Genomic DNA, 17,486 nt, shown 5'->3' with positions numbered 1-17,486 from the left:
CGTCTTTTTCGGCCGAAGCCTTATTATGTCATGTGTCTATTTGTCCGGCGCATCGTCAACGACATCGGCTTGCGGGCGGTCACCACCGTTCGCAAGTTCTGTCGTCCACGTGCCGTCCGCACGCTGAAAGGTAATCTCCGCATCCTGACCGCCAAGCTGCTGCCGCTCTGCGGCTTGCTTTGCCGCGGCCAATGCGAGTTCGTGAGTTGGAAAGGCTTCAGACCAGACATCACCCAGGCGGTAAGCCCAGGCCTCGTCGTGTTCGCCGACGTGGTACGTAATCGACATCGGATTTTCCTTCAAGCGTTTAATGGTGATTTTTTCGGGGCAGCTGCCATGCGCAGGGATCAACGCTTATGGGCCAGCCTTGTTCCGGGCGCGAGGCATGCGTGGGGCTGGATAAGTCAGGAAGGGCGTCTTGCGGCGGCGTGGAACGCTTCGTAGGCTGAGTGCGTTGAAGGATTCGCTTCAATAGATTTCAACAGGACCCCTATGCGCGCTCAATCGAAGCCGTTCATCGTAGAAGTCAAATCGTCCCGTCGCGTCGATCGCAGCAAGGAAAAGTCGATCTGGGGCAATATCGATCTGTCGGCGATCGCCGACGAGGTCGCGCCCGAGCCCGCCGAGGCACCACACGCCGCTTCCGAAGAAGACGGACGCGCAGCACTGCGCTAGCGGGCGCCCGCCCGGCAATCATCATTTCTTGTCGGTTGGCTTCTTGTCGACGCGGCCTGGAGAAATCGGATCGCTCGCCGGGAAGGTCTCTTCGAGCGCTTCCTCGAGATAGTCATCCTGCTCCTTGACGGTCTTCTGTTCCTTGGCTGGCTTTTTCTTGTCGGTCATGGCGCGATCCCTTCTGATATCCTCAGCAGATAGGGCGTATCAGGCCGTCGCCAAGCAGCGAGGCCGGTGATGTGCCGGCCCCGTCTTGCAGCATAGGCTCAGTGATCGCGGCGGTAGCCCGGCGCCATCTGGTCGAAGTGGTAAGCGCGGACGCGTGACGAGCCGTGGCTGTCGTCGCGGGCGCCGATCGCCGGATTTTCCTCAGGGAAGGCTTCGTCGGCGACGGCGAGATCGTCGGCGGCATTGCCCTTGTTCGCCATGCCGGCAAACGAGCTGTTGCTGGCTTCCCAACCTTCGCTGCGCCACATGTCGGCGCGTTCGTCCATGTCGATGCTGCCTTCGTCATCGAGAATGTCGTGGGCCATATCGTGCTGGGCGTCATCGACGCTGACGGAAACGAGGAAGCCGCCGCGGTGCAGGCCTTCGGCATAGACGGTGCGGTCATCGTCCGGGAAGAACCAGTCTTCGAGAGCGGCCCAGAAGCCGGAGCGTTCGCTGACCCCGGCTACGGCCGCATTGTCGGCTTCGTAGCCCGGCATGAAGCGGATGTTGTTGCTCGCAATACCAGCATCCTGCAGGCGGCTGACGGCCTGTTCTGCATCGGCGCGGCTGTCGAAGAATGCGGTCAGCGTATTATAGGCCGAGCCCCTTTGGCCGGTCGTCAGATTGTCGCTGTAGAGATTTGCCATTGCCGTTCTCCTCCGGTTTTGCCGGAGCCGCGCCCGATGCGGGCTCCCGGCTTACCTGCCGGGTCTAACGGGGATGATCGGGCATTGTTCCCTCTGCCATCTTCTCCACAAAGATGAATGCTAGATGAACGGAATGCGCCATTGCGCGTTTCACCATCAGGAGGAACACGACGATGTTCAGCTCATTCATTCAATCCAGCAAGCTTGTCGGCGCCACATTGGTTGGAGCGGCCGAAAGCGTGTCCTCAGCGATCGCCTACGGTGCCGGCATGGAAGATGCCCATATCGAGGTCGTCGAGGAAGCCGGAACGATCTTCCTCGAAGGCACGGCGCCGAGCGCCTCCGTCATCGAACAGGCAGGCGAGATCGCCCGCTCGATCGTCGGTACACATGTCTGCAATCTTGTGAGAATGCCCTAGCAGGCAGAGCGGTCAGTGAACGGGCGACGAGACGCTGATGCTTCCCGTCGTCATCGGTTCGGTCAGATTGCGGCCGAACGGGTTCAGCATGACAAGGCCCGCCATGATGACGGCCAGAACTGAAACCACGAAGACCGGCGACTTGAGCAGCATCTGACTGTTCCCCGAATTAAGCTAGAACACATGCGGCGGCCCAAAGTTCCCGCTGGCCGGGAGCATAGCGCATTTTTCCGCCGTGTCATGATGGAACATCATAAAGATCATCGGCAAAGGAAGCGTAAACCACCAGCGACAAGCCACGAAAACCAAACTGCAACTGGGCCGTTTACCCTCAGGAGGTTTTCGCCATGGACAAGAATTATTGGCCCGATCCCGTTGCCCTGAAGCTCCCCGAGCTCGGCATCCGCACCGTCGAGAACACGTATGACGCAGCCGCCTATCTGATGGAGGAATGGCCGGTCGATCACGGCGAGGCCTATGACCGGGCGCTGCGCATGTGCCTGTTGTCGATTCGAGGAAAGAAGCAGCCGGCCACCGCACGCCGCGCCTTCATCGATGCGGCAAATGAGGCACATATCCACATAAAGCTTGCGGCCTAAGACTTATGGTGATGCTGCACCGCAAAATTTAGTGGGTGCATCGCGAAAAAGCCGCGCGGGAGAGTCGGCATTACGCCAAAAGAATCAGTGGCGAAATAACACACCTTTTTGACGGATATGTCATGTCCCCAAATTTTCCGATACCGCTTGTCGGCGCAATTCGCTAATATAGCAGATAGTTTGGTACGAGCCTCGACTACGGTGAATGCACGTAAACGTGCATTGAAATGGTTGACCGTCAGGTGTCCTATCAATTCACGAAACATATGATTTCCCAACGGGATGCAAGATCGCGGCATGCGTGATCGGGCACCCTGGAGGCTGTGGCACAACCCGCAATGGAGGCCCCATGCTGAATGAATCGTTGTTCGATGCGTTTGCGAGGAGTTACGAAGCGCGACGCGAAACGGATATGTCGATCGCCGACTATCTGACCCTCTGCAAGAAAGATCCGATGGCTTATGCCAACGCCACCGAGAGGCTGCTTGCAGCGATCGGCGACCCTGAAATGGTCGATACGGCAAAGGATGCGCGTCTCGGACGCATCTTCATGAACCGGACAATCCGCAGCTATCCGGCTTTCAACGGTTTCCACGGCATGGAAGAGACGATCGAGCGGATCGTATCCTTCTTCCGGCACGCGGCCCAGGGGCTCGAAGAGCGCAAGCAGATCCTCTATCTGCTCGGCCCTGTCGGCGGCGGCAAATCCTCCCTTGCCGAGCGGCTGAAGCAGCTGATGGAGGCCCACCCCATTTATGTGCTGAAGGCCGGCGACGAAATAAGCCCGGTCTTCGAAAGCCCGCTCAATCTCTTCGATCCCGCCACCATGGGCGAAATGCTGCTGGAGCAGTACAAGATCCCGACACGGCGGCTGACGGGGTTGATGAGCCCCTGGTGCCTGAAGCGCCTCGACGAATTCGGCGGCGATATCTCAAAATTCCGCGTCGTCAGGATGCAGCCCTCGCGGCTGCGCCAGATCGCGATCGCCAAGACCGAGCCCGGCGACGAGAACAACCAGGACATCTCCTCGCTGGTCGGCAAGGTCGATATCCGCAAGCTGGAGCACTACTCGCAGAACGATCCGGATGCCTACAGCTATTCCGGCGGCCTGAACCGCGCCAACCAGGGCATTCTCGAATTCGTCGAAATGTTCAAGGCGCCGATCAAGATGCTGCATCCGCTGCTGACGGCGACGCAGGAAGGTAACTATATCGGTACTGAGAATATCGGCGCCGTGCCTTTCTCCGGCATCATTCTCGCCCACTCGAACGAAGCGGAATGGCAGACGTTCAAGGCCAACAAGAACAATGAAGCCTTCATCGACCGCATTTGCGTCATCAAGGTTCCCTATTGTTTGCGGGTGACCGAAGAAGAGAAGATCTACGACAAGCTCATCGAGGGATCAGAACTGGCCGATGCGCCCTGCGCTCCCGGCACGCTCGAAATGCTTGCCCGCTTCTCGGTTCTGTCGCGGCTGCGCAAGCACGAAAACTCGACCTACTTCTCGAAGATGCGGGCCTATGACGGCGAGAGCCTGAAAGAAACCGACCCGCGGGCCAGAAGCGTCCAGGAATACAAGGATGCGGCCGGTGTCGACGAGGGGATGGACGGGGTTTCGACCCGCTTCGCCTTCAAGATATTGGCATCGACCTTCAATCACCATACGAGCGAAGTCGGCGCCGATCCGGTGCATCTGATGTATGTGCTGGAGCAGGCGATCCGCAGGGAGCAATTCCCCGACGAGACCGAGAAACGCTACATGGAGTTCATCAAGGCCGATCTGGCGCCGCGCTATGCGGAGTTCATCGGCAACGAAATCCAGAAGGCCTATCTCGAATCCTACTCGGACTACGGCCAGAACCTCTTCGACCGTTACGTCGACTATGCCGACGCCTGGATCGAAGACGTCGACTTCAAGGATCCCGATACCGGCCAGCTGCTCGACCGCGAGCTTCTGAACCAGGAACTGACGAAAATCGAAAAGCCTGCGGGGATCGCCAATCCTAAGGATTTCCGCAACGAGATCGTCAAGTTCTGCCTGAGATCGCGGGCCAACAACGGCGGCAAGAACCCGTCCTGGACGAGCTACGAGAAGATCAGGGAAGTGATCGAAAAGCGGATGTTCTCGCAGGTCGAGGATCTCCTGCCGGTCATCTCCTTCGGCTCGAAGAAGGATGGCGACACCGAGAAGAAACACAGCGAGTTCGTGTCCCGGATGACGGAGCGCGGATATACCGAGCGGCAAGTGCGCCGCCTGGTGGAGTGGTACATGCGCGTCAAACAGGCGGGTTAATGTAAAACTGGAGCCAACATGCACATCGTCGACCGCCGGCTGAATCCGCGCGGTAAAAGTCTGGAAAATCGTCAACGGTTCTTGCGGCGTGCCAAGAGCGCCGTGCAGCAAGCGGTGAAACGCTCCCTGCAGAACCGGAACATCCGTGATGTGCTCGATGGCGGCGAGATCAGCCTGCCGATCGACGGAATGACCGAGCCGAGTTTCCGGCGCGGTGAGGGGGGCATCAGCGATCAGGTGCTCCCCGGCAACAGAGCCTTCGTCGAGGGCGACATCATTCCGCGGCCACCCGGCCGCGGCGGCGGCAAGCCGAAGGAAGCAGGCGAGGGGGATGGCGAAGACAGCTTCCGCTTCGTTCTGACCCGCGAAGAATTCCTCGACGTCTTCCTCGACGATCTGGAGCTTCCCGATCTCGCAAAGCGACGGCTGAGCGAAACCGAGGAATTCAGCCCGGCACGGGCAGGCTTCTCGGTCTCCGGCTCCCCCTCCAACATCGCCGTCGCCCGCACCTCGCGGCTTGCCATGATGCGCCGCATCGCGCTGAAGCGCCCACGCACCGAGGAAATCGAGGCGCTGAAGCGTGAGATCGAGGAGACCGACGACGAGGAGAAGAAGGCGGCCCTGGAGATCGAGCTCAAGTCTCTCAACGAGAAGAGCAAGCGCATTCCCTATATCGACCCGCTCGACGTGCGCTACCGCCGCTTCGAGGACGAGCCGAAGCCGGTCGCCAAGGCGGTGATGTTCTGCCTGATGGACGTCTCTGGCTCGATGTCCGAGCATATGAAGGATCTCGCCAAGCGCTTTTATCTGCTGCTCTACCTGTTCCTGTCGCAGCGCTACAAGAAGGTGGAGATCGTCTTCATCCGCCATACCGACCGCGCCGAAGAGGTTGACGAGGAGACCTTCTTCTACGGTCCCGCCACCGGCGGCACGCTGGTCTCCAGTGCGCTCGCCTGCATGCGCCAGATCATCGCGGCGCGCTTCGATCCGGCCGAGTGGAACATCTACGCGGCCCAGGCCTCCGATGGCGACAATTCCTATTCGGACGGGTCGACCACCGGCCAGCTGCTGCAGCACGAGATCCTGCCGCTCTGCCAGTACTTCGCCTATATCGAGGTCGACGAGGAAAGCGGCGACTCCTCCGTCTCGCGCTCGCCGCTCTGGGCGCTCTATGACAGCATCCGGGCCGCGGCACTGCCGCTATCGATGCGCAAGGTTTGCCGGAAGAATGAAATCTTCCCTGTGTTCCACGATCTGTTCCAGAAACGCGACGGAGAAAAGGTGGCGCCATGACGGCTGCGGCGGTGAAGGAAAGACTGCTCTTCGAGGGCGCCGACTGGGACTTCTCGACATTGCAGCGCATCCACGATGCCTGCGAGGACATCGCCCTCAAAGAACTCGGCCTTGACGTCTATCCGAACCAGATCGAGGTGATCACCTCGGAGCAGATGCTCGATGCCTATTCCTCGACCGGCATGCCGCTCTTCTACCGCCACTGGTCCTTCGGCAAGCATTTTGCCCATCACGAAGCCTTCTACCGGCGCGGCATGCGCGATCTCGCCTATGAGATCGTCATCAATTCCTCACCCTGCATCTCCTACCTGATGGAAGAAAACACGGCGACGATGCAGACGCTGGTCATCGCCCACGCCGCCTTCGGCCATAACCACTTCTTCAAGAACAACTATCTCTTCAAACTCTGGACGGATGCCGAGGGCATTCTCGACTATCTCGATTTCGCCAAGGGCTATATCGCCCGCTGCGAGGAGCGCTACGGCGAGATCGCCGTCGAGCGGACGCTGGATGCCGCGCATGCGCTGATGTCGCACGGCGTCCACCGCCATGCCGGCAAGGTGAAGCTCAATCTGCGCGAGGAGCAGAAGCGCGAAGAGGAGCGCCGGCGCCACGAAGAGCAGATGTTCAACGATCTCTGGCGCACTGTGCCGGCGGGAAAGGCGGCGAGTGCCGCCGATATCGACCTCGAGCGGCGGCGCGCCGCCCTCGGCCTGCCGCAGGACAATCTCCTCTATTTTCTCGAGAAATCGGCGCCGCGGCTGCAGCCCTGGCAGCGCGAGATCCTGCGCATCGTTCGCCATGTGGCGCAATATTTTCACCCGCAACGCCAGACCAAGGTGATGAACGAGGGGACCGCCACCTATGTGCACTACCGGATCATGAACCGGCTGCATGACAAGGGGCAGCTGAGCGACGGCAATTATCTCGAGTTCCTGAAGTCGCACGCCAATGTCGTCTTCCAGCCGACTTACGACGACCGCCGCTTCTCGGGGTTCAACCCCTATGCGCTGGGCTTTGCGATGATGCAGGACATCGAGCGCATCGTGACGCAGCCGACCGAGGAGGACCGTTCCTGGTTCCCCGATATTGCCGGACGCGGCGACGTCATGGGTGTGCTGCGCGGCATCTGGGCCGATTACCGCGACGAAAGCTTCGTAGCGCAGTTCCTCAGCCCGCACCTGATCCGCCAGCTGCGGCTCTTCCACCTCTATGACGATCCGGAGCAGGAGGAGGGCATCCTCGTCTCGGCGATCCATGACGAGCGCGGCTATCGCCGCATCCGCCGCCAGCTCGCCCGAGAGTATGACATCGGCTGGACCGACCCCGGCATCGAGATCGTCGACGTCGATCTCGCCGGCGACCGGCGCCTGCTCGTCCAGCACCGCGTCACCAACGACTGGATGCTGCAGGAAAACGATACCAAGCTGGTCCTCCAGCACCTCGCCGACCTCTGGGGCTACGATGTGCTGCTGCAGGAGATCGATGGCGACGACGCGATCGTCGCAGAGCATCACGCGAGCCCGCGAGGCAAGCTGTTCTAACGCTCAGGACGCCTTTTCGATGGCAGCCTGCGCTGCGACCCTGCGAAGGTGATCGTCGACCCTTCTGGTGATCTCTTTCTTGGCCTCGTCCCTGTTGCCGAGATCGACGGCGTAGCTCTCCCGCAGCAGGTACCAGAAGCGGTGAAGCTCCTCACGGGACAGGGCGCTGCGGCCCGGTTGGAATTGCCGGTCGAAGTCGCCTGCCGTAGCGCAGACAAAGCAGGCGCCCATGTAATCGGCGCGGCCGAAAACATAGACGGGCTTCTCGTGCAGAAGCGCCTCGGCGCCGACACCGGAATTGACGACACAGACGGCGGCCGCGCGGGCGATGATCGCGTGGATGCTGCCTGATGCGAGAGTGATGCGCCCCGAGCCCTGCGCCTCTGCGAGATAGCGACCGACGGCTGCCGATCCGCAGAGCGGGTGGCGCTTGACGACGACGGTGTAGCCGCGCCTGGCGCAGGCGGCGATGACCTCATCGAGCATCTCCATCGGCGTGAAATGCGCCAGCTCCTGAACGGAGTCGCCGACCATCTGCAGGGCGACGAAGACGAACCGCTCGGGCAGGGGCGTTTGCGTATCGAGCGGGTCCTGGCGGTATTTCGAAATGTTGTTGGCGATGATGCGCTGCTGATCCTTGCGGAAATAGTTTTCAGCGACCGATGCATCCACGTCTGCGAGCGGGAGGTCCGCAGCCTGCTGCTTGGAGAAATCCGACCAGCCGGAATAGCCACCGGTATCGAAGCTGAAGCGCGACGGGCGATCGGTCTCCTTGAAATGCAGGCCGTTCTTGCCGCCCGACACCGTGATAGGCGAAGAAGGGAAGGCGCAAGTCCTCCGTTCCGTGCAGCTTGACCTGGCCGCGGACCTGATAGGACATGCCGAGCGCATCAAGATGTGCGGCGATGGTCTGCAGCACGAAGCGGATATCGGCACGGAAGCCCGGATAATCGATCTTGTTGGCGCGCAACGCTGCCGAGGGGATGACCAGCACGGCATCGGCATCATCAGGCGAAGCCGCGAGCATACCGGCGCGCGCCAGGATATCCTGGTGTGCCTTGCGGATCAGGGGCGACATCGCCTCGATCTCACCGAGCCGGATGCGACGCTCCAGGCGGCTGGCGGCCGTATCCATTCCCCGGCGGCGGAGCGCTGCGATGACCTGCTTGGCGCCTTCGAGATCGAGGAGCCACATCGAGGCATCGACAGCATGCTGGGCGTAGCGCGAGAGCGCCCGATCACTCTTCTGGATCGCCGCGCGATCCCGCTCGATCCTTTCGATCGCGGTGCGCAGAAGGTCCGTTCGCCCGGCGCTATCGGCCGCGGCCGCAACGGAAGAGGCGTATTGAAACATCGGGCGATCGGCATCGTCGGCAAGCCGCCTGATGCCATCCTCGGCAAACTGCTCGTGATGGCGCCCCTCCAGCAGAAATGCCCGCTTCAGTTCGGCCGCCTGCACGCGTGCCGGAAAGCTCTTCGGGATGATATCCAGCTTATCGAGGGCCTCAGCCGATTTGCCATCGGCCCAGAGAAGTGCCGCGTCGAGAACCGGAGCGAGATCAGGATCGAAGTGACGCGCGGCCTGAAGCGTGCGGGCATGCTTCGCATCGATATGGACAAGGATTTCCTGCAAGAAAAGCCGCATCGCATCGGCGCCCGGCCGGTCGTGTTTCGCAAACGCCGTGAGGATCATCGCCGCCTTGCGGTAATCCCTCTGCAGGCAGGCAATATAGAGCCTGCCATCGCAAATCCGCTGACGCTGCGCCCGCATCGGCAGGATGCGTGTGAGGCAGGCGAGGACCGCCAGCAGCGCGCCGACCGCGCCGAGATGCTTCTTGCCTTCGATCAGGTCCTGGACGAATTCCGACACGCGGTCGGTGAGATAGTTCATGGCGCCGTCGTTCATCCGCGGAAGGGGTAGCCGCAGCGAGCGGCGGCTAGCCGTTTTGACCTAGCGCGTTGTTCGGCTTCCTGCAACCTCAGCGTTCTCAGGCGGCTTCCAGGCTGAATTTGCGGCTGCAAATGATGCATCAGGCGTCTTCACATTCTCGTGAACGCGAGGCGGATTTTGGTCGGCCGGGTCGGGTGGCGAGCGCCAATATAACAACCCGCATTCCCGGTTAAGGGTCTGTTAGGCTTAACGGCGCTAGCTAGGAATCAATCGCGGAAATAGCGCGCCGGCTTTTCCTCCGTGATCCCTGCATTGCCCCATGTCGATTATTCATGCCGTAACCTCCCGGAGTGGCCGGGTTGTCAGACTGACCTTCGGTTCCGGATCGCGCGAGAAGCGTTTGCGATCCAGTGGCCGCCGAGACAAGCAGACGCGATCGCGTATCTTTACGCTCGCGGGCGCTCTTCTCATGGTCTTTTCTACGATGACCGGAAAGCTCGTCTATTATGCGATGCTGACAGACGATGAGACGTCGAGCATCCCGCCGAACGCTATTGTCGCGTCGCGGCCGGATATCGTCGATCGCAATGGGCAGGTGCTCGCCACCGATGTCCGCACCGTCTCGATGTTTGCCGAGCCGATCCGCGTCGTCGATGCCGACGAGGCGGTGGAGAAGCTGACGCAGCTGTTTCCCGATCTCGATCGCAAGTCGCTCTACCAGAAGCTTTCCGACCGCAAGTCGCACTTCACCTGGCTGCGCCGCCAGCTGACGCCGAAGCAGCAGAGCGAGGTTCTGGCGCTCGGCCTGCCGGCGATTGGCTTCCGGCCGGAGGTGAAGCGCTTCTATCCGGCAGGCCGCACGGCCGCGCATATTCTCGGCTATGTCGATATCGACAATCACGGTGTGGCCGGCATGGAGAAATATCTCGATAGTCAGGGATTATCCGACCTCGCCTCGACCGGGCTTGCCAGCGACAACAGCCTGGAGCCGGTGAAGCTCTCGATCGATATCCGCGCCCAGAACATCGTCCATGATGTCGTGACGGACGCGCTGACCACCTATCAAAGCAAGTCGGCGGGGGCCGTCATTCTCGATATCCATACGGGCGAGGTGATCGCCATGGCCTCGGCGCCGGATTTCGATCCGAACGATCCGAAGGCGACGGGCGGGGAGGGGTGGCTGAACCGGATGAGCAACGGCACCGACGAGATGGGCTCGGTGTTCAAGACCTTCTCGATCGCCATGGCGATCGATACCGGGACAGTGAAGCTCAGCGACAGTTTCGATGCCAGCGCGCCGCTGCATTATGGCGGCTTCACCATCCATGACGACCGCGACGTACCACGGCGCGTGCTGTCGATCCCTGAGATCTTCCGCTACTCGTCCAACATCGGCACCGCCCGGATGATGGACAAGGTCGGCATGGATATCCAGAAGGACTACCTGACCCGCTTCGGCCTGCTGTCACGCATGCAGACGGAACTGCCCGAGGTGAAGGCGCCGAGCCAGCCTAAGGTCTGGAAGAAGATCAACTCGATCACCATCGCTTTCGGCCATGGCGTGGCGACGACGCCGATGCAGACGGCGGTCGCGGGTGCAGCACTGATCGACGACGGCAAGCTGATCGAGCCAACCTTCTTCCCACGCACCCAGGAAGAGGCGGAAAAGACCGAATCCCAGGTGGTCAAGAAAAGCACCAGCGACACGATCCGCTATCTGTTCCGCTTGAACGGCGAGCAGGGCACCGGCCGCGCCGCCGATGTTCCGGGCTTCCATGTGGGCGGCAAGACGGGGACGGCCAACAAGGTCATCAATGGCGTCTATTCACACAAGCTGAGCTTCAACTCGTTCCTCGCCGCCTTCCCGATGACCAACCCGAAATATGTCGTGCTGTCCTTCATCGACCAGCCGCTCACCGGCGTGCACAACCTGAACCTGGCGGCAGAAACCGCCGCCCCGATGGTGCACGACATCATCGCGCGCACAGCGCCGCTCTTGGGCGTCGAACCGGATTTCGGGCAGAACCTGCTGGCGGGCTATTGAGGGCTTTTGGAACGGCCACGTGATCTCGTGGCAGCAGCGTGACGTCAATCGGCCGCCCGACCCCATTCTTAAGTTAATGGCAGTCGCGTTCTGTCCGTGCCTTTATATCATCCCGGCCTGGATGCAAGGCGGGAGAGCAATCCGGCTCAAGGAAGAGGCGGCGTCCTCAATGGACTGAGACGTCATCGTGTTGATTTGCACTGAGAGCTGACCCGGGATTGCGGGAAAATATCACTGAGAATTGACCCATGTTTCAATCATCCCCTGTGGTTTCAGCGGGGGCTCTGGAGTGATCGACATGGCGTTACTGAGCGTAATCCGGCGCTGGCATTTTCGGGATGATCTATCGATCCGGGAGATATGCCGCAGGACGGGCCTATCCCGGAATACCATCCGCAAATACCTGCGCGCAGGCGGCGTGGAGCCGAAGTTCAATGTCCCGGAGCGGCCGAGCAAGCTTGATCCATTTGCGGATCGGCTATCAGCCTGGCTGAAGACGGAATCGAAAAAGAGCCGCAAGCAGAAGCGGACGATGAAGCAACTGCATGCCGACCTGGTGAGCCTTGGCTACGAAGGTTCCTATTGCCGTGTTGCAGCCTTTGCCCGGGAATGGAAGGCAGACCGGCAAAGAGAACTCCATACGACCGGACGCGGCACGTTCGTACCCTTGGCGTTCGAGCCGGGTGAGGCCTTCCAGTTTGACTGGTCGGAGGACTGGGCGATCATCGGCAATGAACGCACCAAGCTGCAGGTCGCCCATACGAAGCTTAGCTACAGCCGTGCCTTCATCGTGCGGGCTTATCTTTTGCAAACGCACGAGATGCTGTTCGATGCCCACAATCATGCGTTCCGCGTCTTCGGCGGCATTCCTGGCCGCGGCATCTACGACAACATGCGCACCGCGATCGACAAGGTCGGCCGTGGCAAGGAGCGCGACGTCAACGTCCGCTTCATGGCGATGGCCAGCCACTACGTGTTCGAGCCCGAGTTCTGCAATCCAGCGTCCGGATGGGAGAAGGGGCAGGTCGAGAAGAACGTGCAGGATGCCCGTCATCGGTTCTTTCAACCGGTTCCACGCTTTCCGTCGCTGGAAGCCTTGAATGATTGGCTTGAGCTTCGATGCAAGGAATTCTGGGCGAAGACGCCGCATGGTCAGATGCGTGGCACTATCGCCGACATATGGGCAGAAGAAGCACCGGCCCTCATGCGCGTTTCGAGGCCGTTCGACGGATTTGTCGAATACACGAAGCGGGTCACACCAACCTGCCTCGTGCATCTGGAGCGCAATCGCTACAGCGTCCCGGCATCCTTTGCCAATCGGCCGATAAGCCTTCGCGTCTATCCGGATCGTGTCGTAGTTGCCGCGGAAGGTCAGATCGTCTGCGAGCATCGTCGCGTCATTGATCGTTCCCATGACCGGCCGGGCCAGACCATTTACGACTGGCGGCATTATCTGGCGGTCGTTCAGCGCAAGCCCGGCGCGCTACGCAACGGCGCTCCCTTCATCGAGCTGCCGGAGGCATTCAAGAGCTTGCAGCAATATCTGCTCAAAAAGCCGGGCGGCGATCGCGAGATGGTCGACATCCTGGCCCTTGTTCTCCAGCACGACGAACAAGCAGTGCTCTCGGCCGTCGAGATGGCGCTGAAGTCCGGCGTTCCGACCAAAACGCATGTGCTGAACCTGCTGCATCGCCTCGTCGACGGCAAATCTTCCACACCGCCGACCCTCGACGCACCTCAGGCGCTGACGCTCACCAATGAGCCCAAGGCCAATGTCGAGCGATACGATACCTTGAGAAAGACGGAGGTTCGCCATGCGTCATAACCCGGCAAGCGGCGCGATCGTTATCATGCTACGGCAATTGAAGATGCATGGGATGGCCCACGCCGTCGGTGACCTGACCGAGCAAGGATCGCCGGCGTTCGAGGCTGCCATTCCGATCCTGTCCCAGCTTCTCAAGGCGGAAACGGCCGAACGAGAGGTCAGATCGACCGCATATCAGCTCAAGACGGCACGCTTCCCGGCCTACCGCGATCTGAACGGCTTCGACTTCGCCAGCAGCGAGATCAACGAGGCCCTCGTGCAGCAGCTTCATCGCTGCGACTTCCTCGACGATGCCAATAATATCGTTCTGGTCGGCGGTCCCGGCACGGGCAAGACGCATATCGCAACCGCGATTGGCGTCCAGGCCATCCAGCATCATCACAAGCGGGTCCGGTTCTTCTCCACCGTCGAGCTGGTCAACGTTCTTGAGCAGGAGAAAGCACAAGGTCGCTCCGGCCAGATCGCCAATCGCCTCGTCCACTCCGATCTCGTCATCCTCGACGAGCTGGGATACCTGCCGTTCAGCGCTTCAGGTGGCGCGCTACTCTTCCATCTGTTGAGCAAACTATACGAGCGCACCAGCGTCATAATCACGACCAACCTGAGCTTCAGCGAATGGGCCAGCGTGTTCGGCGATGCCAAGATGACAACCGCGCTGCTCGATCGGCTCACCCATCATTGCCACATACTTGAGACCGGAAACGACAGCTTCCGCTTCAAAAACAGTTCAGCTCATGAACCCGAACCTACAAAGGAGAAACGGCGGAACTTGACCACCACTGCCAACACAAACGATATCTAAAGGCGGGTCACTTCTCAGTGCAAATCCCGGGTCAACTCTCAGCGCAAATCAACAATATGGAGAAAAACCTAGTTATTATAGGTATGTTTTATTATGGTTTTATATACATTTAGCGTGTTGGTGATACGTAAGGCGCGATTTCTGTAGAGCAAATAGATAGTCTGTATTTTAATGAAAACTCTACTTCAACTTCTCACTCTAATAACGCTGCCATCGACTATCGATCTAATGTTTTTTAAGCCCTACGCACGTTGGGTGATGTCACTACGCAAAAGCGTTCTGTCATTCAAAGCGGTATGCTCGACTTGATCGTCGATAAACTGCTCGTATGTTTTGCCATGCGTCCTTTGAAAATCCTCCTCGGCTTGAAGCGTTAGCGCCATCCCGTAGAGAAGCTGGATAACCTCAGGTCCTTCGGTCGTTCGTTGCAGAATATGGCTCATAAGGTCGTCCAGTTCTGCCTCGGTGATAGGGTATCCCCCGGACTTAGTGTGTTGCTTCTGCAAAACGTCCCTGAACGCTCCCGGCCCATCCACACCCCGCATTGCTGTCGTGAGATATTCAGCTGCATCAGCGACAAATTGATGAGTGTCGTATTTTGACACATTAGGGTGAGCGTATTCCATATAGAGTTGTAGCGTAGCGGGTAGTGAGATCGCCAGTTCCCTTACCAGTCTGCCTTCCATGAGTTCACGCAAATCACCCGGTATCTCGCATGCGTCTGGTATGGGGCTCGACGCTTTGCGGAGTTGGTGCAGGACAAAGTAGATGGTGAAAGCACGTATCCAATCATGCGTCTCGCGCTGCGTACGCCTGTTGCAGGTTGCCTGATTGGACAAAGGCTTACGATATAATTTGAGTACAGAGGAGCTTGGGTCGCACTGCGAGGTTGACCAACGATACCACATGGGCATTCGGCTGCGCATACCCCACCGGTATGCCTCCGCTATCAAGGGGAGATGCTCGTCACCATGGGCAGCACGGATTTCGTGCATGATAAGATGGATGCTTTCGGTATCACCTGCCACACCACCAGAGACAAGCTGCTCTGCTTCTTCTCTACTCTTGTCGCGCAGCAGCGCCCCGAGGAAAAGGTATGCTCGAACTGCTTCGGTATGTGCGTTCTGGGTGTATTTGAAAAATTGGTAACCGGCAAATCCAGCAATAATTGCAAAAACGAGGAAGATCACTAGTGCCCCACTGTGGGGCAATCGTCGCGGTACGTCCCCGCGATTGTGCCCCTTGATCTCTGGCGATCGGGGAGTTGGAAAACCGAATGGATACGGTCCCAATGGCCTTTAGTCCGAGAACCTGTTGCATACGCCACAGGCTCCCCGACCATAGGTCAAGGAGATGGCGCCGTTACAGGTCGGCGCTCGCACCTATCCAACAGGGGTTTCCACGCCCCAGAACCGCACGTACAGTTCCAACTCCATGTTTGAATCCTCGGGGAGTCCCGGTCAATAGAGGGAGCGACTGATGTTAGTCGCCAGTTCGCCGTTCGGGTTGCTGAAAGTTTAGCTTCTGCAGGGCTTCATTCCGTTGCTCAAGCGTATAGCCTTCTCCGAAATATTGCTTGACGGTCATTCCGTCCTGTTCGTGGCCTATGAGCGACTTGACCAAGGTGATCTCGACATTCGCTTGCAGTAGTCTGGTATTCGCTGTGTGACGAAGACTGTGAAATGACTGTCCCTTCGCTTTCAATCCGAGCGCAGGTAGGAACCGTTCATTGAACCAGCGGCCAAGATTGCGCCCCCAACCGTTCTGGGCACTGTAGGAAAAATCGGAGAATACTTTCGGCTGCTTCTGTTTTCTGCGTTCTTCGATGTAATCAAGGAAACCAAGTTGAATAAGTTGGCGATGGATGGGTACCAAACGCTTCGAAGCTTCGGTCTTCACATGTTTGCCGTCGCCGTCTGCGTTGATGTCGAAACACCAAATGCCGTCTTGCTCTCGCATATCGGCGATTTCAAGTTGGCAAATTTCATTGAGCCGAGCGCCCGTATAGATGCCGATGAGCGGTCCCCATTTTTGATAGGGCATTTTCAATTCAATCAGCCCCGCGCGTTTGCCGGTAAGAACGTCCAACATGAATCGGATGTTTTCATTCGAGAACGCATCGCGTTTACCTTTCTGGCCGTCCTTCCGTTGTTGGATGGATAGGCCCGAGAAACGGTTCTCCGGCAAATGTCCCTGCTTGCGTCCCCATTCGAAAAGATCGTTATAGGATTGAAGGCACTTGTTCACGCTTGTGAGGCTGATCGTCTCTATGCCGGTCATAGCCATCACCTCAGCCAAAGGCTTGCCGCGTGTGACAGGGTTCTTGTTCCTGTTTTTCGGATATTGCGCGATGATGTCTTTAACTTTCTTTGCCTGCATCGCGCCAACTTTAGCGGCGAGTAGATCGGCGCCGAGAATTTCCATGAGTAAGGCCAAGTAATCGGCCTTTTCCATTTCTGTTTTCGAAGCCCAACGATCGGCAAGTTTCTTCACCGGTGTACGCATCCACGAGTTCCCGCAAGGAAAGCGTGCTTGCCGCCTCGCGTTCGTTATGGGTAACCGTAACCGGTGCTGTGGGTTGGCCAAATTCTATGGTGTCCAACTGGCCGTCGAAGTCGAGCACGGCCTTGGAGTAGTCGCGCAAGGCAATACGCAGTAGATCAAGAAGTTGACGGTAGCGAGGGCTGGCCGCTTGAATGTCGAGTTCGTATTTGCCGATGAAGCGGGTTAGAACCTCATCATCAGTTTCCAGCAGTGACAGCGGTTCGTTGATGTCGATTGCGCTCTGAGCCTGGCTAACGGCGCCTTCGTAACCCTGCCTGTCTTCGACGCTAAGGCGACCTTGGTTCATGATTCGGTCCTTCGCCTTTGTAAGTTGCTGTTGAAAGTGCCGCTTCACTAGGCTGCGCAATTCCTCGTAGCTCATTCTCACCGCGATTCCATGTTCAATAAGGACATTCGCCATTTCGCTCACTGAGCGGGACAAACGCAATGCTATCCGTGGATCGCGGGTCTCCAAGGAAAGTTTGATCGTCGATGGCTTTCTCTGTGGATGTATCTGTCTTGGTAGAGGCCAGCGGAGATAAAACACGCCGCACCGCGACTTCACGAGATATGTCGGATTGAACAAATGAATGTTCCCCTTGGATGTCTCCCCAAGGAAATCCTAAATCTAAGTTATTGATTTTAAACGAAATTGTGGGCCAGGAGGGCCTGCTGAATTCGAATGATTTCAATTCGTTAG

18 protein-coding genes are annotated in these 17,486 nt (G+C 58.7%); 9 read left to right on the top strand and 9 right to left on the bottom strand.

The genetic code is table 11. The features are described from left to right. Positions 1–36 precede the first annotated feature (36 nt). Entirely contained in the window at positions 37–288 is a 252-nt protein-coding gene (locus tag ABIE40_RS12585; protein WP_112715608.1) for a DUF2188 domain-containing protein, read from the bottom strand. A 204-nt stretch (positions 289–492) separates the two neighbouring features. Between ABIE40_RS12585 and ABIE40_RS12580 the strand changes: the two genes are divergently transcribed. Continuing rightward, the gene (locus ABIE40_RS12580; RefSeq protein WP_112715606.1) at positions 493–675 is read left to right on the top strand and encodes a hypothetical protein; all 183 of its coding nucleotides are present in this window, start codon (positions 493–495) and stop codon (positions 673–675) included. Between the two features lie 21 nt (positions 676–696). Here the strand turns inward: ABIE40_RS12580 and ABIE40_RS12575 are convergent, their stop codons facing one another. Both ABIE40_RS12575 and ABIE40_RS12570 read right to left on the bottom strand, forming a co-directional pair. Then, a complete protein-coding gene (locus ABIE40_RS12575; protein WP_165402584.1) occupies positions 697–843 on the bottom strand; it encodes a hypothetical protein in 147 nt (48 codons plus the stop codon). A gap of 98 nt (positions 844–941) precedes the next feature. Then, complete coding sequence (locus ABIE40_RS12570; protein WP_130277905.1) at positions 942–1,532, bottom strand: hypothetical protein; 591 nt, start codon at positions 1,530–1,532, stop codon at positions 942–944. Positions 1,533–1,705: 173 nt separating this feature from the next. Between ABIE40_RS12570 and ABIE40_RS12565 the strand changes: the two genes are divergently transcribed. After that, positions 1,706–1,951 carry a BON domain-containing protein gene (locus ABIE40_RS12565; protein ID WP_112715602.1) on the top strand — a complete coding sequence of 82 codons (246 nt, stop codon included), beginning with the start codon at positions 1,706–1,708 and terminating at the stop codon, positions 1,949–1,951. A gap of 12 nt (positions 1,952–1,963) precedes the next feature. Here ABIE40_RS12565 and ABIE40_RS12560 read toward each other — a convergent pair whose 3' ends face one another. Then, positions 1,964–2,104 carry a hypothetical protein gene (locus ABIE40_RS12560; RefSeq protein WP_162708660.1) on the bottom strand — a complete coding sequence of 47 codons (141 nt, stop codon included), beginning with the start codon at positions 2,102–2,104 and terminating at the stop codon, positions 1,964–1,966. A 194-nt stretch (positions 2,105–2,298) separates the two neighbouring features. On the opposite strand from ABIE40_RS12560, the gene ABIE40_RS12555 reads away from it, so the two are divergent. The 4 genes from ABIE40_RS12555 to ABIE40_RS12540 all read left to right on the top strand — a co-directional run bounded on the left by ABIE40_RS12555 (position 2,299) and on the right by ABIE40_RS12540 (position 7,680). Further along, positions 2,299–2,550, top strand: coding sequence for a DUF982 domain-containing protein (locus tag ABIE40_RS12555; protein WP_130277906.1), 252 nt, complete (start codon positions 2,299–2,301; stop codon positions 2,548–2,550). A gap of 349 nt (positions 2,551–2,899) precedes the next feature. Next, positions 2,900–4,843, top strand: coding sequence for a PrkA family serine protein kinase (locus ABIE40_RS12550; RefSeq protein ID WP_112715598.1), 1,944 nt, complete (start codon positions 2,900–2,902; stop codon positions 4,841–4,843). 18 nt (positions 4,844–4,861) lie between these two features. Continuing rightward, a complete protein-coding gene (locus ABIE40_RS12545; RefSeq protein ID WP_199626893.1) occupies positions 4,862–6,136 on the top strand; it encodes a YeaH/YhbH family protein in 1,275 nt (424 codons plus the stop codon). Beyond that, entirely contained in the window at positions 6,133–7,680 is a 1,548-nt protein-coding gene (locus tag ABIE40_RS12540; protein WP_199626891.1) for a SpoVR family protein, read from the top strand. The genes ABIE40_RS12545 and ABIE40_RS12540 overlap by 4 nt, the downstream gene beginning before the upstream one ends. A 3-nt stretch (positions 7,681–7,683) precedes the next feature. Here the strand turns inward: ABIE40_RS12540 and ABIE40_RS12535 are convergent, their stop codons facing one another. Both ABIE40_RS12535 and ABIE40_RS12530 read right to left on the bottom strand, forming a co-directional pair. Further along, entirely contained in the window at positions 7,684–8,352 is a 669-nt protein-coding gene (locus ABIE40_RS12535; RefSeq protein ID WP_199626889.1) for a capsular polysaccharide export protein, LipB/KpsS family, read from the bottom strand. Further along, positions 8,333–9,571 carry a hypothetical protein gene (locus tag ABIE40_RS12530; RefSeq protein WP_199626887.1) on the bottom strand — a complete coding sequence of 413 codons (1,239 nt, stop codon included), beginning with the start codon at positions 9,569–9,571 and terminating at the stop codon, positions 8,333–8,335. The genes ABIE40_RS12535 and ABIE40_RS12530 overlap by 20 nt, the downstream gene beginning before the upstream one ends. A 319-nt stretch (positions 9,572–9,890) precedes the next feature. Here ABIE40_RS12530 and ABIE40_RS12525 point away from each other — a divergent pair, with 319 nt between their 5' ends. The 3 genes from ABIE40_RS12525 to istB all read left to right on the top strand — a co-directional run bounded on the left by ABIE40_RS12525 (position 9,891) and on the right by istB (position 14,242). Beyond that, positions 9,891–11,615, top strand: coding sequence for a peptidoglycan D,D-transpeptidase FtsI family protein (locus tag ABIE40_RS12525; protein ID WP_112715590.1), 1,725 nt, complete (start codon positions 9,891–9,893; stop codon positions 11,613–11,615). Between the two features lie 298 nt (positions 11,616–11,913). After that, positions 11,914–13,440, top strand: a complete 1,527-nt coding sequence (gene istA / locus ABIE40_RS12520) for an IS21 family transposase (protein ID WP_199626885.1) — start codon at positions 11,914–11,916, stop codon at positions 13,438–13,440. Next, a complete protein-coding gene (istB, locus tag ABIE40_RS12515; RefSeq protein ID WP_112720536.1) occupies positions 13,430–14,242 on the top strand; it encodes an IS21-like element helper ATPase IstB in 813 nt (270 codons plus the stop codon). Before istA ends, istB begins: the two co-directional genes overlap by 11 nt. Before the next feature lie 242 nt (positions 14,243–14,484). Here the strand turns inward: istB and ABIE40_RS12510 are convergent, their stop codons facing one another. From ABIE40_RS12510 to ABIE40_RS12500, 3 genes are all read right to left on the bottom strand, one after another. After that, positions 14,485–15,432, bottom strand: coding sequence for a hypothetical protein (locus ABIE40_RS12510; RefSeq protein ID WP_199626877.1), 948 nt, complete (start codon positions 15,430–15,432; stop codon positions 14,485–14,487). A 292-nt stretch (positions 15,433–15,724) separates the two neighbouring features. Further along, positions 15,725–16,696 carry a site-specific integrase gene (locus ABIE40_RS12505; RefSeq protein WP_199626875.1) on the bottom strand — a complete coding sequence of 324 codons (972 nt, stop codon included), beginning with the start codon at positions 16,694–16,696 and terminating at the stop codon, positions 15,725–15,727. Beyond that, positions 16,632–17,168 carry a hypothetical protein gene (locus ABIE40_RS12500; protein ID WP_199626873.1) on the bottom strand — a complete coding sequence of 179 codons (537 nt, stop codon included), beginning with the start codon at positions 17,166–17,168 and terminating at the stop codon, positions 16,632–16,634. Before ABIE40_RS12500 ends, ABIE40_RS12505 begins: the two co-directional genes overlap by 65 nt. Positions 17,169–17,486: the final 318 nt, after the last annotated feature.

This window comes from Rhizobium sp. OAE497 (genome assembly GCF_040546565.1).
In the GTDB taxonomy this organism is placed as follows: domain Bacteria; phylum Pseudomonadota; class Alphaproteobacteria; order Rhizobiales; family Rhizobiaceae; genus Rhizobium.
The sequence above is the reverse complement of the archived record's forward strand: the minus strand, read 5'-3'. Positions and strand labels throughout refer to the sequence as shown.

Coding starts and splice junctions, on each gene's coding strand:
- ABIE40_RS12585 (WP_112715608.1), bottom strand. CDS start 288: ATGTCGATTACGTACCACGTCGGCGAACACGACGAGGCCTGGGCTTAC.
- ABIE40_RS12580 (WP_112715606.1), top strand. CDS start 493: ATGCGCGCTCAATCGAAGCCGTTCATCGTAGAAGTCAAATCGTCCCGT.
- ABIE40_RS12575 (WP_165402584.1), bottom strand. CDS start 843: ATGACCGACAAGAAAAAGCCAGCCAAGGAACAGAAGACCGTCAAGGAG.
- ABIE40_RS12570 (WP_130277905.1), bottom strand. CDS start 1,532: ATGGCAAATCTCTACAGCGACAATCTGACGACCGGCCAAAGGGGCTCG.
- ABIE40_RS12565 (WP_112715602.1), top strand. CDS start 1,706: ATGTTCAGCTCATTCATTCAATCCAGCAAGCTTGTCGGCGCCACATTG.
- ABIE40_RS12560 (WP_162708660.1), bottom strand. CDS start 2,104: ATGCTGCTCAAGTCGCCGGTCTTCGTGGTTTCAGTTCTGGCCGTCATC.
- ABIE40_RS12555 (WP_130277906.1), top strand. CDS start 2,299: ATGGACAAGAATTATTGGCCCGATCCCGTTGCCCTGAAGCTCCCCGAG.
- ABIE40_RS12550 (WP_112715598.1), top strand. CDS start 2,900: ATGCTGAATGAATCGTTGTTCGATGCGTTTGCGAGGAGTTACGAAGCG.
- ABIE40_RS12545 (WP_199626893.1), top strand. CDS start 4,862: ATGCACATCGTCGACCGCCGGCTGAATCCGCGCGGTAAAAGTCTGGAA.
- ABIE40_RS12540 (WP_199626891.1), top strand. CDS start 6,133: ATGACGGCTGCGGCGGTGAAGGAAAGACTGCTCTTCGAGGGCGCCGAC.
- ABIE40_RS12530 (WP_199626887.1), bottom strand. CDS start 9,571: ATGAACTATCTCACCGACCGCGTGTCGGAATTCGTCCAGGACCTGATC.
- ABIE40_RS12525 (WP_112715590.1), top strand. CDS start 9,891: ATGTCGATTATTCATGCCGTAACCTCCCGGAGTGGCCGGGTTGTCAGA.
- istA (WP_199626885.1), top strand. CDS start 11,914: ATGGCGTTACTGAGCGTAATCCGGCGCTGGCATTTTCGGGATGATCTA.
- istB (WP_112720536.1), top strand. CDS start 13,430: ATGCGTCATAACCCGGCAAGCGGCGCGATCGTTATCATGCTACGGCAA.
- ABIE40_RS12505 (WP_199626875.1), bottom strand. CDS start 16,696: ATGGAAAAGGCCGATTACTTGGCCTTACTCATGGAAATTCTCGGCGCC.
- ABIE40_RS12500 (WP_199626873.1), bottom strand. CDS start 17,168: ATGAGCTACGAGGAATTGCGCAGCCTAGTGAAGCGGCACTTTCAACAG.